This window comes from Streptomyces sp. DSM 15324, from assembly GCF_001514285.1.
In the GTDB taxonomy this organism is placed as follows: domain Bacteria; phylum Actinomycetota; class Actinomycetes; order Streptomycetales; family Streptomycetaceae; genus Streptomyces.
Map to the genome: position 1 here is coordinate 133,195 of NZ_KQ949032.1, position 15,636 is coordinate 148,830.

General features: G+C 70.4%; 12 protein-coding genes, 2 tRNA genes and 1 pseudogene. 5 read left to right on the forward strand and 10 right to left on the reverse strand.

Translation table 11 applies throughout. From position 1 onward, the window contains the following. Positions 1-67 precede the first annotated feature (67 nt). Positions 68-322 carry a cell division protein CrgA gene (gene crgA / locus AQJ58_RS28585; protein WP_067255375.1) on the forward strand — a complete coding sequence of 85 codons (255 nt, stop codon included), beginning with the start codon at positions 68-70 and terminating at the stop codon, positions 320-322. A gap of 246 nt (positions 323-568) precedes the next feature. Here the strand turns inward: crgA and AQJ58_RS28590 are convergent, their stop codons facing one another. After that, positions 569-1,462, reverse strand: a complete 894-nt coding sequence (locus AQJ58_RS28590) for a rhomboid family intramembrane serine protease (RefSeq protein WP_067255735.1) — start codon at positions 1,460-1,462, stop codon at positions 569-571. Between the two features lie 106 nt (positions 1,463-1,568). Further along, positions 1,569-2,096, reverse strand: a complete 528-nt coding sequence (locus AQJ58_RS28595; protein ID WP_067255377.1) for a peptidylprolyl isomerase — start codon at positions 2,094-2,096, stop codon at positions 1,569-1,571. Between the two features lie 254 nt (positions 2,097-2,350). Here AQJ58_RS28595 and AQJ58_RS28600 point away from each other — a divergent pair, with 254 nt between their 5' ends. Then, positions 2,351-3,094, forward strand: coding sequence for a DUF5324 family protein (locus AQJ58_RS28600; protein WP_067255379.1), 744 nt, complete (start codon positions 2,351-2,353; stop codon positions 3,092-3,094). A 269-nt stretch (positions 3,095-3,363) separates the two neighbouring features. Here AQJ58_RS28600 and AQJ58_RS28605 read toward each other — a convergent pair. Beyond that, positions 3,364-3,436 (reverse strand) — tRNA-Ala (locus AQJ58_RS28605). 179 nt (positions 3,437-3,615) lie between these two features. Between AQJ58_RS28605 and AQJ58_RS28610 the strand changes: the two genes are divergently transcribed. Continuing rightward, positions 3,616-4,164, forward strand: coding sequence for a helix-turn-helix domain-containing protein (locus AQJ58_RS28610; protein WP_067255380.1), 549 nt, complete (start codon positions 3,616-3,618; stop codon positions 4,162-4,164). 422 nt (positions 4,165-4,586) lie between these two features. Then, positions 4,587-6,215, forward strand: coding sequence for a serine/threonine-protein kinase (locus AQJ58_RS28615; protein ID WP_067255381.1), 1,629 nt, complete (start codon positions 4,587-4,589; stop codon positions 6,213-6,215). Here the strand turns inward: AQJ58_RS28615 and AQJ58_RS28620 are convergent. Together AQJ58_RS28620 and AQJ58_RS44900 are read right to left on the reverse strand one after the other, a co-directional pair. Then, complete coding sequence (locus AQJ58_RS28620) at positions 6,179-7,537, reverse strand: hypothetical protein (RefSeq protein ID WP_079079300.1); 1,359 nt, start codon at positions 7,535-7,537, stop codon at positions 6,179-6,181. The genes AQJ58_RS28615 and AQJ58_RS28620 overlap by 37 nt on opposite strands. Before the next feature lie 215 nt (positions 7,538-7,752). Next, positions 7,753-7,881: a DLW-39 family protein gene (locus AQJ58_RS44900; RefSeq protein ID WP_003999697.1), complete on the reverse strand. Its 129-nt coding sequence runs from the start codon at positions 7,879-7,881 to the stop codon at positions 7,753-7,755. A 705-nt stretch (positions 7,882-8,586) separates the two neighbouring features. Here AQJ58_RS44900 and AQJ58_RS44905 point away from each other — a divergent pair. After that, positions 8,587-8,781, forward strand: a pseudogene (locus tag AQJ58_RS44905) (DUF6344 domain-containing protein); the annotation flags it as partial. Between the two features lie 306 nt (positions 8,782-9,087). Here the strand turns inward: AQJ58_RS44905 and AQJ58_RS28630 are convergent. The 5 genes from AQJ58_RS28630 to gyrB all read right to left on the reverse strand — a co-directional run bounded on the left by AQJ58_RS28630 (position 9,088) and on the right by gyrB (position 15,621). After that, a complete protein-coding gene (locus AQJ58_RS28630) occupies positions 9,088-9,579 on the reverse strand; it encodes a hypothetical protein (RefSeq protein WP_067255384.1) in 492 nt (163 codons plus the stop codon). Positions 9,580-9,935: 356 nt separating this feature from the next. Next, a tRNA-Ile gene (locus AQJ58_RS28635) sits at positions 9,936-10,012 on the reverse strand. Positions 10,013-10,124: 112 nt separating this feature from the next. Next, entirely contained in the window at positions 10,125-10,901 is a 777-nt protein-coding gene (locus tag AQJ58_RS28640) for a DUF3566 domain-containing protein (protein ID WP_067255385.1), read from the reverse strand. A gap of 19 nt (positions 10,902-10,920) precedes the next feature. Next, entirely contained in the window at positions 10,921-13,515 is a 2,595-nt protein-coding gene (gene gyrA / locus AQJ58_RS28645) for a DNA gyrase subunit A (RefSeq protein ID WP_067255386.1), read from the reverse strand. A 42-nt stretch (positions 13,516-13,557) separates the two neighbouring features. Next, positions 13,558-15,621 (reverse strand): DNA topoisomerase (ATP-hydrolyzing) subunit B, encoded by a 2,064-nt coding sequence (gene gyrB / locus AQJ58_RS28650; RefSeq protein ID WP_067255388.1) that lies wholly within the window; start codon positions 15,619-15,621, stop codon positions 13,558-13,560. Positions 15,622-15,636: the final 15 nt, after the last annotated feature.

The window sequence follows — 15,636 nt, forward strand, 5'->3', positions numbered from 1 at the left end:
AGTACGCAGCCCCCGAGCCCGACCAGCACCTGCGCGGCCACGCAGCGCATCGACAGGAGAGACCCTCGTGCCGAAGTCACGTATCCGCAAGAAGGCCGATTACACGCCGCCGCCGGCGAAGCAGGCGACCGCGATCAAGCTGACCAACCGTGCCTGGGTCGCCCCGGTGATGCTGGCCATGTTTGTGATCGGCCTGGCCTGGATCGTCGTCTTCTACGTGACGGACGGCACGCTGCCGATCGACAGCCTGGACAACTGGAACATCGTGGTGGGCTTCGGATTCATCGCGGCCGGGTTCGGCGTCTCCACCCAGTGGAAGTAGCGACGGCCGCACTGAGTTATCCACAGGCCTGAGCCTTCTGTCCACAGAGTGGGGAAAAGAAACGACGATCTGTGGATAACTCACCGGAGGTTGACGCCGGTATGACCTAACTACCGCCCGTCACCGCCACTCGAAAACCCGTTCGCCCCCTGCCTGACCTGCATCGATGTAGGTCATCAGCAGGGGGCGTCGCCGTCCCCGCACGTTGTGCACAAGATTCGCCACGCGCTGTGGACAACAGGGCGCTCAGGTGAGCTGGGCGGTCCTCAACAGGGTCAACACGACCACCGCGGCCAGCACCACCGCACAGGTCCCGTACTGCACCAGGGCCCGGTGCTCTCGCGGGGCGTGGACCATGCCGTACCCGATGATCACGCCCGCGACGAGACCGCCGATATGGGCCTCCCAGGCGATGTTGCTCCACCCGAAGGTGAAGATCAGGTTGATCACCAGCAGGGCGATGATCGGCCGCATGTCGTAGCGCATCCGGCGCATCAGCACAGCCGTGGCACCGAAGAGGCCGAAGATCGCACCCGAGGCGCCGAGCGAGGGCTGGTTGGGTTCGGCGATCAGGTACGTCAGCGCGCTGCCCGCCAGACCGGAGACGAAGTAGAGCGCCAGGTAGCGGGCCCGACCGAGCGCCTGTTCGAGCGGGCCGCCGAGCCACCAGAGGCTCATCATGTTGAACAGGATGTGGACGATCCCGCCGTGCAGGAACATCGGCGTCAGCAGCCGGTACCACTGGCCCTCGGCGATGCCCTCGACACCGCCGAGGACCGGCACGTACGCCCGGCCGAGCAGTTCGAAGCTGTTGGTGAAGCGGTCGCCGACGGCCATCTGGACCAGGTAGACGGCCACGCACAGCCCGATCAGGATCTTGGTGACCAGGCGGGGATCGTCCCGGAGCGAGCCCCCGGCGAGGGTGCGCGGCTGCGTGGCCGCAGGCGGATGCCCCGTGCCCGAGCCCTCCCGGACGCAGGTGGGGCACTGGAACCCGACCGAGGCGCTGACCATGCACTCCGGGCAGATCGGCCGCTCGCAGCGGGTGCAGCGCACGCCGGTCTCGCGGCCCGGATGCCGGTAGCAGGAGGGCAGCCCGCTCTGGGTGCCGTCCGGCCGGCTGCCTGGCGCCTGGTCCATGAGCTCCCCCAGTTCGTCGTCGGGCGTGGGCGGGCGTACACGATTCGCCCTGCTCATCCTTACGGACGAGCGGGGCAAATGGTTCCTGTTCCCGCCGCCGACCGCGCTAACGCGTCTCGACGACCACCGACTCGATGACGACGTCCCGCAGCGGGCGGTGGGTGCGCGGGTTGGTCTCCGTGGCCGCGATCTCGTCCACGACCTTCTGGCCGGCCTTGTCGACGACCTCCCCGAAGATGGTGTGCTTGCGGTTCAGCCAGGCCGTCGGGGCGACGGTGATGAAGAACTGCGAGCCGTTGGTACCCGGGCCCGCGTTCGCCATAGCCAGCAGATACGGGCGGTCGAAGCGCAGCTCGGGGTGGAACTCGTCGGGGAACTGGTAGCCGGGGTCGCCGGTGCCGTTGCCCAGCGGGTCACCGCCCTGGATCATGAACCCGCTCATCACCCGGTGGAAGACCGTGCCGTCGTACAGCGGGGCCGTGGAGCGCTCGCCGGTCGCGGGGTGGACCCATTCGCGCGCCCCGGTGGCGAGCTCCACGAAGTTGGCGACCGTCTTCGGGGCGAAGTCCCGGAAGAGCCGGATCTCGATGTCGCCCCTGCTGGTCCTCAGGGTGGCGTAGAGCTGCTCGGCCACGATCCTGCCTTCCGTCGTGCTCGTGTGATCCCCCGATCCTCGCACGGACGGGAGCGGGCGGCGCCGATCCGTGGCATTGTCGACGACAAGGTCCCGTTGCCCTTATTCATCCCCTATGGCACTCGCCCGGCCCCCTGTCGCACCCGCCCGGCACCCGGATGCCCCTCCGCACGTGCCGTGACGGACACCGGCAGGCATGATCCGTAAAAGGGTGGAAAGTCGAATTACCGTACGCCACCGAGGAGGAGGAACCCGTGACCCGCATCGACAGCGTGCGCGCCGCGACCGGCTCGGCGAAGGACAGCGTGCTGCACGCCGCGGAAGTGGTGGCGCCCTACGCCGACACGGCCAAGGAAAGGGCCGCGCAGTACGCGCAGGAGGCCCGGGAACGGCTCGCGCCCAGGGTGTCCCTGGCCGCCGAGCAGGCCCGCACCCAGTACGACACCCATGTCGCGCCCCGGCTGGAACTGGCGAGGACGCATGTACCGCCGAAGGTCGACCAGGCCGCGCACGAGGCGGCCGTCCGGACCCGGATCGCCGCACGGCAGGCCGCCGAGTACTCCCGGCAGGCCGCCGATTACACCCGGCTGGCCGCCGATTACACCCGGCCGCGGATCGAGCAGGTGGTCGCCGCGGCCGCCCCCGTGACGGGCGAGGCCGCAGCCCGCGGCGTCGCCGCGGTGGCCGCGCTGCGCGGCCAGGTGACACCGAAGGAGATCGAGCGGCTCGTGCGCAGGCACCGGCGGCAGGCCCGGGCCGGCCGGGCCGCCCGGATCCTGCTGGTGTGCGGGGCGGTCGCCGGAGGCGCCTTCGCGGCCTGGAAGTGGTGGGACAAGCAGGCCAACCCCGACTGGCTGGTCGAACCGCCCGCCCCCACGGAGGTCCCCGCCGGCGGCGGGCTGTCCTCGGTGGACGGCAGCGGTGCCGCCCTGGACCCGGAGGTGCAGGCCAAGCAGGCCGAGGAGGAGGCGGCGCCCCGCGACGACGACCGCGGCTGACGGCTGGGGGACGCCGTACGAACGGGACGCCGGGCGACCGGAGTTCGTCCGGGGTTCGTCCGGGGTTCGACCGGAGTTCGACCGGAGTTCGTGGCCCGTCGTGTCCTTCCGGACAGGGCGGGCTCGCCCGTCCGACCGGTCGGGCGCCACCGCCCGCCACCCACCGAGGCCCCACACCAGAGAACCCGAGACAACCCGAGAGAACCGAGACAACCCGAGAAAAGCCCCTCTGCTCTGCGTTTGTGCAGATCAGAGGGGCTTTTCGGGTGTGGAGCCTAGGGGAGTCGAACCCCTGACATCTGCCATGCAAAGACAGCGCTCTACCAACTGAGCTAAGGCCCCGGAAGGGACGCCCGGCCGGGAACTCGTCCCGACGGCCGCCGCAGACCAGAGTACCGGGTCACCGGGGGTATCTCGCAAAAAGATTGGGGGTCCCCGTGAATGACCACTCTCCGTAAGATGCTCGACGTGGTTCGCTACAGCGAACCGTGGATGTTCTGGGGAAGCGATGGGGAGACGCAATGGACGCCGCACAACAGGAAGCGACCGCGAGAGCGCGGGAACTTCAGCGGAACTGGTACGGGGAGCCGCTGGGGGCGCTCTTCCGTAAGCTCATCGACGATCTCGGCCTCAACCAGGCTCGTCTCGCGGGGGTGCTGGGGCTGTCGGCCCCGATGCTGTCCCAGCTGATGAGCGGTCAGCGGGCGAAGATCGGCAACCCGGCCGTGGTGCAGCGCGTGCAGCTGCTCCAGGAGCTGGCCGGACAGGTCGCGGACGGCAGCGTCAGCGCCGCCGAGGCGACCGAGCGGATGGACGAGATCAAGCGCTCGCAGGGGGGCTCCGTGCTCAGCAACACCACCACCACGACGAGCAGTTCGGGCGCTCCCACGGTGAAGCGGGTGGTCCGGGAGATCCAGTCGCTGCTGCGCTCGGTGGCCGCCGCCGGCGACATAATCGACGCCGCCGACACTCTCGCCTCGAGCCACCCGGAACTGGCGGAGTTCCTCCGGGTGTACGGGGCCGGCCGCACCTCGGACGCCGTGACGCACTACCAGTCCCACCAGAGCTGAGTCGTCCGCCCGGTCGCTGAAGGGGGTTCGGCACCGGACGCACGCACCCGGCCGTCGGGGGACGGTCATGGGAGTACTCGGGGAGACCACTACGGGTGCAGGGGGCACCGGTACGGGTACACGGGGGACGAGTACGGAGTACGTGGGGGACGAGTACGGGGGAACACGGGGGACCCACGGGGGACGAGTACGGGGTACGTAGGGGAAGAGTACGGGGGACCACGGGGGACGAGTACGGGGGTACACGGGGGACGAGTACGGGGGAACACGGGGGACGCATACGGGGGCACAGGGGACATACCCGAGGGGCCGGGGAGACCTTCCCACAGGACCGCGGGGACACGGGGGTCCATCGCTCGCCACGGGGGTAGCGAGGGGGTAGCGGGGGGACGACCCTCGAGGGGGAGGAGCGACGCACTGCCATGGGTGAGGTCTTCGCCGGACGGTACGAACTGGCCGACCCGATCGGGCGCGGAGGGGTCGGCGCGGTCTGGCGCGCCTGGGACCACCGCCGCCGCCGGTACGTGGCCGCGAAGGTGCTCCAGCAGCGGGACGCGCACTCCTTGCTGCGGTTCGTCCGCGAACAGGGGCTGCGGATCGACCACCCGCATGTGCTCGCGCCGGCCAGCTGGGCCGCCGACGACGACAAGGTGCTGTTCACCATGGACCTGGTGGCCGGCGGTTCGCTGGTCCACCTCGTCAACGACTACGGTCCGCTGCCGCCCGCGTTCGTCTGCGGCCTGCTGGACCAGCTTCTGTCCGGGCTCGCCGCCGTGCACGCGGAGGGCGTGGTCCACCGTGACATCAAACCGGCGAACGTCCTCCTCGAAGCCACCGGCACCGCCCGCCCCCGGCTCAGGCTGTCCGACTTCGGTATCGCGATGCGGCTCGGCGAACCGCGCCTGACGGAGACCAACCTCGTGGTGGGGACGCCCGGTTACCTCGCGCCCGAGCAGATGATGGGCGCCGAGCCGGACTTCCCCGCCGACCTGTTCGCCGTGGGACTCGTCGCGCTGTACCTCCTCGAAGGCGCCAAGCCGGACGCCAAGGCGCTGGTCAAGTACTTCGCCGAGCACGGAACTCCGGGCGCCCCCAAGGGGATTCCGGATCCGCTCTGGCAGGTCGTCGCCATGCTGCTGCAACCCGACCCGCAGGCCCGCTTCCGTACGGCCACGGGGGCGCGCAAGGCGCTGGCGGCGACCGCGGAACTCCTGCCGGAACCCGGCCCCGACGACGAACTCATCGAGATATTCGACCAACTCGGGCCCCTTCCCCAGGGGTTCGGCCCCGAGGGACCCCTGACGGACCGCCTGGGGCATCCGGGGCCCAGGAATCACACTGGCCGCACCAGCCCCATAGGCCTTACCGGCCCCACCGGCCCCAGAAGCCGTACCGGCCACACCGGTCCCACCGGTCCCACCGGATCGACCGGTGAGCGCATCCTGCCCGCCCGGCCGACCACTCCCCCCGACGGCTCCTTTCCCGTACGACCGGACGCTCTCCCCGGGCACGCCCGTCCTGGCACGGATTCCCTGCCCGCGCGGCCCCTCACGCCCCCCGGCCCGTCCGCCCCGGCGGGTCCAGGCGAAACGTCCCCTCACACGGCGTCCACGCCGACGCCCTCGCTCTCCGGCCCCGTGGGCCCAGTCCCCCCACGGCCGCCCGCACACCCCCCGACGGTCACCCCCACCCCGACGCCGACGCCGACACCATCGATGTCGGACACCGGCAGCTTCCACCTCCCGCCCCCGCTCCCGACGGTCACCGCCACGCCCACACCCACGCCCTCAGCCACGCCCACGCCGACGCCGCCCCCCGCCCCCTACGACCCCACCCTCCCCCTCCTGCCGTCCCCCGGCCCGCGTGCCGCCACGGCCACCGCGACCGCCTCCTACACCGCTCAGGACCCGGTGGCGGAGGCGTCCCGGCCGCGGGGGCACCGGGCGGTGCGGCAGCGGCGGCCGGGTCCGCCCGTCAGGGTCACCGTGCCGGTGCTCCTGCTCGCGCTGGCCTGTTACGCCGTCGGGTTCTGGGCGCTGACGCGGATCTGAGCGGAGGCCCGGCGGCGGGCGATCAGGGTCCAGCCGCCGAGGAACAGCAGCAGGGCGCTGCCCGTGCCGAAGCCTGCCGCCGCGACGGCCCGCATCACGGGGTCGTCCCCGCCCGCCGTTGATCCCCCGGACGGCCCCGACCCCGTGTCGGTGCCGAAGACCCCGCGGGGCACGGGCCGGCCCAGGTACCCCGGCCCGGACTCCGGGGTACCCCCGAGACGGACCCGCAGGGTCACCTCGTAGGGGCCGTCGCCGAACTGCTCGGCGACCTGGGTGGAGAGGTGGACGACGAGGTAGTAGGAGCCGGCGAAGCGCAGACTGTTCTGCGGGTCGGTGGGCGCGTACCGGTTGGCGTACCGGACGGGCGGAACGGGATCCAGGGCGGCCGACTTCTGGGTGCCGCCGTATCCGGTGCCCCGCGCCACCACCTTGGCGCGTACGGGGTTGTAGAGGGTCAGCTCCAACGCGTCGACCGTGTATCCGCTGCCGGCTCCGGCACCGGTCCCCGAGGCGCTGCCCGTGGTGCCGCCGGCCAGGTCCGCCTCGGCGTACAGCTGCTGCCCCCAGTCGACGGGCACCCGGTAGAAGACGGTCTCCCCGGGGACCACCTCGTCGCGCCAGACGCCCTGCCCGACGGCGGTCGCCACGCTGAAACCGGCGCCGCCGGGCCGCGCGACCGGCTCACCGGACGGCGGTGCGGGGGTCGCGGAGTCCCAGGCACGGGGCGTGCCCGTGTCGTCGGTCGCGGCGAGCGGGGGCTCGGTGACGGGCGCGAGTTCCAGCTCCCAGGGGTCCTCGGCGGTCTCCCCGGTGCCGGTGTCCGACCGCTCGACGACCACGTAGTACGTGCCCGCCCTCTGGCACAGCCCCTTGCCGGACCGGATCTCGCGCGCGCCCCAGGCCGTCACGGGCTGCGGGCTGCGCGCGGCGCCGATCGTCGCCGACTCGAAGGAACAGCTTCTGCTGTCGGCGTCCTGCACGGAGACCGTGATGCCGTCGCCGACGGCGGGGGTGCTCCCGGGGCGGGGGATCGCGGTGACGGCGACGTACGCGGTGCTCGCGTCGTCGAGTTCGAGGCGGTAGTACGCCTTGCTGCCGCCGTCGAGCGTGCTTCTGTACGTCGCTCCGGGCTCCAGCCGTGCGGCGCCGGCGGCGCCGGTCGCGGCACGGGCCTCGCGGACGTCGTCGGCGAAGGCGTACGACGGGACGTCCGGCGCGGCGACGGCGGCCGGCGCCGGGACCGTCGACCCGAGCAGCAGCCCCAGGACCACGGCGCGCAGCACCATCGCCGCGCGCCCCGTACCCCCCGTACGCCGGGCCATCAGAACCCGCCCCCTCGCCTTGGTCCGAACGTGGCCCATCCTGCCCCGCCGCCCCGGCCGCCGCCCCCGCATTCCCCGCGAGCGTCCGGAACGCCCGCCTCTATCCGCAAACCGGAACCTCCGCAACCGGAAGCCGAGCGGGGGGCGGGAACGCAAAACCCCGACCGCTGCGGCGGCCGGGGTCTGATCTCGATCTCAGTCTCTGGTGTCGGTGCTCACGAACCCGTGGGCACGGAGTCGGTGGCCTCCGTCCACAGGTCCTGCTCGGCGCGATCCGCCTGGATCTGCCGGTACACGAGGAGACCGCCGATGGCGGCCAGTGCGACCAGGAGCAGCTTCTTCACCGCGCGACCTCGTCTTTCCTTGACGTAGGGGACCTCTGGCGCCCGACTATACACACCGACCGATACCGATCGGTGACCTGCGCCGGCCTCCCAACTCCCTTCTTCCGGTGCCCTGCGACTCATTTCGCCCGGTGCGCCCATACGAGTGGTGTTCATCGGAACATCGCCCCGTCGTGTGCGTCGGTCCCCCGGTTCCCGCTCGCCATACACATGATGAGCAAAGTACGCAAATCGCCCAACCTGAAGGTGAGGGGCATGACCGTGAACCAGGTCATGAAGCTGTGGACCGCCATCGTCACCGCGTTCCTCGCGCTGTGCACGGCGCTCGGCTTCGTCGCTTCGACCGCCGCGACCGCGACGGCACAGACGGGACCGACGCACACGGACGCCGAGAAGACCGGCGGCGCCGAGAGCCCGCGCACCGAGAGCGCCGAGAGCGCGGGAGCCCAGAGCGCGGGCGGGTCGAGCCCCGGAGGCCGGCGCCCCGCACCCAGCGAGAGCAGCCGCGCCGGCGGCGTGCGCGCCGCGAGCCCCGAGGCGTCGAGCCCCGATGCGTCGAGCCCCCGCGGTACGAGCGCCGCAGGCGAGATCCCCTCCACGGGGAGGGCCGGCAGCCGGGGCGTCGGCTCGGTGAGTCCCGCCGGTGAACGTCCGCGCGGGCCGGTCACGACCTCTCCGGCCGCCCCCACCTGGGACTGGTTCCAGACCCGCTCCCTGCCCCCCACCATGAAGCAGCGCATCCTCGCCGAGGCCCACGGCAAGTCCCCCAGCTGCCGCCACAGCTCCCTCGACGACGCGGACGCGGCCGAGCAGGACGCGGACTGCGACCGCGACAGCGACCGGGACCCGGATCGCGACCTCGCGGAAGCGGCCGAGCCGTCGATCCCGATCCAGCGCTGAGGGGCACCGACAGCACGAGCGGTATCGAGACGTACCGAGCAGTACCGAGGCGTACCCACCGAGCAGTACCGAGCAGCAACACCGACGTTCGACGTGACGGCGACTTGCGTACAGACCGCACGATGCAGGCCCGGCAGCTCCCCAGCGACCGGGCCTTCGCCGCATGTACACACCAGGCCGGGAGTGGCACTGGGTGATCCACGAGGGCCGTACGACGGACCAGGTCCGCCCGTACGCCCCCCAGGACCCCCGAGTGACCTTCCGGCGCACGAGCACCGGCCCCTCGGCCGGACCTACCCGGCGGACCTACCCGGCGGACCGACCCGCGACGGCCAGCCAGTGGGCCACCCGGCGCAGGGTGGTCTCGTCGACCCGGTCCACCAGGTCCCGTACGGCCGTGGCGTCGTCCGGGGTGAGGTCGTAGAGGCCCGCCTTGCTCAGTCCGGCCATGAGCACCTGGTGCCGACGGTCCCCCAGTCGCTCGGCGAGCTTGGTGGGAGAGGCCGCCACCGGCCTCTCGGCCGTGGGCGCCGCAGCGGGGGCCGGGGCGCCGGCCGGGTCGAAGAGGTGCCATGCGCCGCCCTTCGGACCCCACAGGGCCACCGTCACCGTGTCCCCCCGCGCCCGCTTGGCCTGGGCCATCTCGCCCATCGCGTACAGCACGGGGGCGCGGTCGGGCGATTCGGCGGCGGGTCGCCAGGAGTCCGAGGACGGGTCGTGGAACATCGCGACCCAGCGCGGGTCCCCCGGCGGCTGTGGACTCCGGGGACTGCCCTGTCGGGCCTGTCGGGTCTCCATGGCGCTCACCCCTTCCGTATCGCCGCATCGGCACGGCAGGGCGACCATAACTGACACCTCGTCAGCTATCCAGACCTGCCGGGACCGACCACGGTCCACTTCGTACGATCCTCCGGGCCCGGACCCACCCCATGAGTGATCCCGATCACAACTCACTACTCCGTCCGACCAGTCACCCCCCGTTGATCAACCACACTTGTTAGCCTTGGCCCAAGCCCGGTCGCTGGTGCATCCCCCGTCGCCAGCGACCGGGCGTTTTGCTGCCTCCGTGCCCTGGCACCGGCCACGCCGTTTCACGTGAAACAGCGGCGCACGCCAAGAAGACCCCCGGACCGATGGTCCGGGGGTCTTCTCGCTGGTGGGGCTAACAGGATTTGAACCTGTGGCCTCATCCTTATCAGGGATGCGCTCTAACCAACTGAGCTATAGCCCCGCCGCGCTGTGCGGTGTGTGTCCCGCGCGCTGACTCCTGAAGATTAGCGCACGACGTGGGCAGTCCCAAAATCGGTTGTCGGGGGACCGCCCACGACGGGTTCAGCGGGCGTTCACTCGTCCTCGGCGAGCGTCAGCTCCACTCCGCCGACGAAGCCGGCGGAGATGTTGTAGATGAACGCGCCGAGGGTCGCGAGGGCCGTCGCCAGGACGACGTCGATGACCGCGATGATCGCCGTGAACGTCAGGACGTGGGGAAGCGACAGGAAGGACTGCAGATCGAAGCCGTTGGCCTCGTTGGAGCCGGTGGCCTCGGAGATGGTGCCGCCGACCGTCGAGAAGACGCCCATCGCGTCCATGACCATCCACAGCACAGCCGCCGCGACGATCGTGCAGATACCCAGCGCGATCGACAGCAGGAAGCTGACCTTCATCACCGACCACGGGTCGACCTTGGCCACCCGCAGCCGCGCCTTGCGCACCCGCGGCACGGTCCGCGCGCCGACGCCGGTACGCGGACGCCGTACCGTACCCGGCGGCGTCGCCTCGGCCGGGTAGACCTGCGGCGGGTGATAAGGCCCCGCGGCGGGCTGCTGGGCCTGCCGGTCGCCGGGCAGCGGTGAGGCCGGCTGCTGCGCCTGCGGACCTCGGGTGTCCGTCACGGTTCCCCCCTGGGATCCCCTGGATCCTTGCGTCTCGGACGAGGAGGAGGGGGCGTCGGCAGCCGTCGGCTTGATCGCCTTCAGCTGGGTCGTGTGCGTGTCCTGCTCACGTCCCTCCGCGCCCCGCGCGCCGGTCGTGCGCGCGTCCCCCTCCGGCGCGGCGGAGCCACGGCCGCCGCCGTTCTTGTCCGTGCCGGCAGACGTACCGGCGCCCGTGGCTCCGCTCACGATGACTCACTCCTCGTGCCTACTCGGCCGAGGGCGCCTCACCCTCGTCCGTGCCGCTGCTCGCGGCTCCCTCGGCGGTCTCGTCCACGGCCACGTCGCCGTCGACCTCCTCCGCCTCGCGCCCCGCCTCGGCGTTCCGCGCGATACCGACCACGGCATCGCGCTTGCCCAGGTTGATCAGTTGGACGCCCATGGTGTCACGGCCCGTCTCCCTGACCTCGTTGACTCGCGTACGAATCACACCGCCCGACAGCGTGATGGCGAGGATCTCGTCCGTCTCCTCGACCACCAGCGCGCCGACGAGCGAACCGCGGTCCTCCACGATCTTGGCGGCCTTGATACCGAGGCCGCCGCGGCCCTGGACGCGGTACTCGTCGACGCCGGTCCGCTTCGCGTACCCGCCGTCTGTGGCAGTGAACACGAACGTACCGGGTCGAACAACATTCATCGAGAGCAGCTCGTCGCCCTCGCGGAAGCTCATGCCCTTGACACCCGAGGTGGCACGGCCCATGGGGCGAAGCGTTTCGTCCGTGGCGGTGAAGCGGATCGACTGTGCCTTCTTGCTGATCAGCAGCAGATCGTCGTCCGCCGAGACCAGTTCGGCACCGATCAGTTCGTCGTCGGAACCGTCCTCCGTCTCACGGAGGTTGATCGCGATGACACCGCCGGAACGGGGCGAATCGTAATCCTTCAGCGGCGTCTTCTTGACCAAGCCGCCCTTGGTGGCCAGGACCAGGTACGGCGCCGCCTCGTAGTCGCGGATGGCGAGGATCTCGGCGATCGCCTCGTCCGGCTGGAAGGCCAGCAGGTTCGCGACGTGCTGGCCGCGCGCGTCCCGGCCGGCGTCGGGCAGCTCGTACGCCTTCGCGCGGTACACCCGGCCCTTGTTGGTGAAGAACAGCAGCCAGTGGTGCGTGGTGGAGACGAAGAAGTGGTCGACGATGTCGTCTTCCTTCAGCTTCGTGCCGCGCACGCCCTTGCCGCCGCGCTTCTGCGCCCGGTAGTCAACGGTCTTGGTCCGCTTGACGTAACCGCCGCGCGAGACCGTGACGACGATGTCCTCCTCGGCGATCAGGTCCTCGATGGACATGTCACCGTCGTAGGGCACCAGCATGGTCTTGCGGTCGTCGCCGAACTTCTCGACGAGCGCGGCCAGTTCGGCGCTGACGATGCCGCGCTGGCGGACGGGCGAGGCGAGGATCTCGTTGTACTCGTTGATCTTCGCCTGGAGTTCGTCGTGCTCCTGGACGATCTTCTGACGCTCCAGGGCGGCCAGTCGGCGCAGCTGCATCTCGAGGATGGCGTTCGCCTGGATCTCGTCGATCTCCAGGAGTTCCATCAGGCCCGTGCGCGCGATGTCGACGGTGTCGCTGCGCCGGATCAGCGCGATGACCTCGTCGATGGCGTCCAGGGCCTTCAGCAGGCCGCGCAGGATGTGCGCGCGCTCCTCGGCCTTGCGCAGCCTGAAGCGCGTACGGCGGACGATGACCTCGATCTGGTGCGTCACCCAGTGGCGGATGAACGCGTCGAGGGACAGCGTGCGCGGGACGCCGTCGACCAGGGCCAGCATGTTGGCGCCGAAGTTCGTCTGCAGGTCCGTGTGCTTGTACAGGTTGTTCAGGACGACCTTGGCGACCGCGTCGCGCTTGAGCACGATGACCAGGCGCTGGCCGGTGCGCGAGGACGTCTCGTCACGGACGTCCGCGATGCCGCCGATCTTGCCGTCCTTCACCAGGTCGGCGATCTTCTGCGCGAGGTTGTCGGGGTTGACCTGATAGGGCAGCTCCGTGACCACCAGGCACTGGCGGTTCTGGATCTCCTCGACCTCGACGACCGCCCGCATGGTGATCGAGCCGCGGCCCGTGCGGTAGGCCTCCTCGATGCCCTTGCGGCCGACGACCAGGGCGCCGGTCGGGAAGTCGGGGCCCTTGATGCGCTCGATGAGGGCGTCCAGCAGCTCCTCGTGCGAGGCGTCCGGGTTCTCCAGGTACCACTGGGCGCCGGCCGCGACCTCGCGCAGGTTGTGCGAGGGGATGTTGGTCGCCATGCCGACCGCGATACCCGCCGAGCCGTTGATCAGCAGGTTCGGGAAGCGGGCGGGCAGGACGGTCGGCTCCTGGGAGCGGCCGTCGTAGTTGTCCGTGAAGTCGACGGTCTCCTCGTCGATGTCACGGACCATCTCCATCGACAGCGGCGCCATCTTGCACTCGGTGTACCGCATGGCGGCCGCCGGGTCGTTGCCCGGGGAGCCGAAGTTGCCGTTGGAGTCGACGAGCGGCATGCGCATCGACCACGGCTGGGCGAGACGGACCAGCGCGTCGTAGATCGAGGAGTCGCCGTGGGGGTGGTAGTTGCCCATGACGTCGCCGACGACGCGGGCGCACTTGTAGAAGCCGCGCTCGGGGCGGTAGCCGCCGTCGTACATGGCGTACAGCACCCGGCGGTGGACGGGCTTGAGACCGTCCCGGACGTCGGGCAGCGCACGCGAGACGATGACGGACATCGCGTAGTCGAGGTACGAGCGCTGCATCTCCGTCTCGAGCCCGACGGGCTCGATGCGCATGGCGATGTCGCCGCCCTCTTCAGGGGTGACGGGAGTGTTCTCGTCGGTCATTGCCGGTGAGGATCCTTCCTGGTGCGGTCAGCTGAGACCGACTCAGATGTCGAGGAAGCGGACGTCCTTGGCGTTGCGCTGGATGAAGGCGCGGCGTGCCTCGACGTCCTCGCCCATGAGGACCGAGAACAGGTCGTCGGCCTGGGCGGCGTCGTCGAGGGTGACCTGGCCGAGGACGCGGTGCTCCTGGTCCATGGTGGTCACGCGCAGTTCCTCGGCGTTCATCTCGCCGAGTCCCTTGAAGCGCTGGATCGAGTCCTCGCGCACGCGCTTGCCGCGCTGGCGGCCCATCTCGATCAGCGCGTCACGCTCCCGGTCGGAGTACGCGTACTCGATGTCGTCCCGGCCCCACTTGATCTTGTAGAGCGGCGGGCGGGAGAGGTACACGTGTCCGGCCTCGACCAGCGGCCGCATGAAGCGGAACAGGAAGGTCAGCAGCAGGGTGCTGATGTGCTGGCCGTCGACGTCGGCGTCCGCCATCAGGATGATCTTGTGATAGCGCAGCTTCTCGATGTCGAAGTCCTCGTGCACGCCGGTGCCGAAGGCCGAGATGAGCGCCTGGATCTCCTGGTTCTGCAGGATCTTGTCGATCCTGGCCTTCTCGACGTTGAGGATCTTGCCGCGGATCGGGAGGATCGCCTGGTACTGCGGGTTGCGGCCGGACTTGGCCGAGCCGCCGGCGGAGTCACCCTCGACGATGAAGATCTCGCACTTGGTGGGGTCGTTCGACTGGCAGTCGGAGAGCTTGCCCGGCAGGGAGGCCGACTCCAGCAGGCCCTTGCGGCGCGTCAGGTCGCGGGCCTTGCGGGCCGCCACGCGCGCGGTGGCCGCCTGGATGCCCTTGCGGACGATGTCCGCCGCCTCGACGGGGTTGCGGTCCAGCCAGTCCTGGAGGTGCTCGTAGACCGCCTTCTGGACGAAGGTCTTGGCCTCGGTGTTGCCCAGCTTGGTCTTGGTCTGGCCCTCGAACTGCGGCTCGCTCAGCTTGACCGAGATGATCGCGGTCAGCCCCTCGCGGATGTCGTCGCCCGTGAGGTTGTCGTCCTTCTCGCGGAGCAGCTTCTTGTCGCGCGCGTACTTGTTGACCAGGTTGGTCAGGGCCGCGCGGAAGCCCTCCTCGTGGGTGCCGCCCTCGTGCGTGTGGATGATGTTGGCGAAGGAGTACACGCCCTCGCTGTAACCGCTGTTCCACTGCATCGCGACCTCGAGGGAGAGGGCGCGCTCCTTGTCCTCGGCCTCGAGGTCGATGACCGTCGGGTGCACGAGGTCTCCCTTGCGGGAGTTGAGGTACTTCACGAAGTCGACGATGCCGCCCTCGTAGTGGTACGTGACGCTCTTGACCTCGGACTTCTCGTCCGCGCCCGCCTCGTCCGCACCGGTGACGGCCTTGGCCGACTCGCGCTCGTCCGCGAGTTTGATCGTCAGACCCTTGTTGAGGAACGCCATCTCCTGGAAGCGCCGGGAGAGCGTCTCGAACGAGTACTCGGTGGTCTCGAAGATGTCCGGGTCGGCCCAGAAGGTGACCGAGGTGCCGGTCTCCGTGATGGCCTCGTGCTGGGCGAGGGGCGCCGTGGGGACGCCCATCTTGTAGTCCTGCGTCCAGCGGTGGCCGTCGGTCCTCACCTCGACGGCGACCTTCGACGACAGGGCGTTCACGACGGAGACGCCGACGCCGTGCAGACCGCCGGAGACCGCGTAGCCGCCGCCGCCGAACTTGCCGCCCGCGTGCAGCACGGTCAGCACGACCTCGACGGCCGGCTTGCCCTCGGAGGGCACGATGCCGACCGGGATGCCACGGCCGTTGTCGATGACGCGGATCCCGCCGTCGGCCAGGATCGTCACGTCGATCGTGTCGGCGTGACCGGCCAGCGCCTCGTCGACGGAGTTGTCCACGACCTCGTACACGAGGTGGTGGAGACCGCGCTCGCCCGTGGAGCCGATGTACATACCGGGGCGCTTGCGGACCGCGTCCAGGCCCTCGAGGACGGTGATGGCGCTGGCGTCGTACGAGGCGGTGACCTCGCGGCTCGCGCCGGCGTCGGTGGACGGGTTGTTCTCGTTGGGGTTGCCGGAATCGGCCACGAAGCGCCCTTTCTGGCACAGCACGAGCCAGGCTCCTCG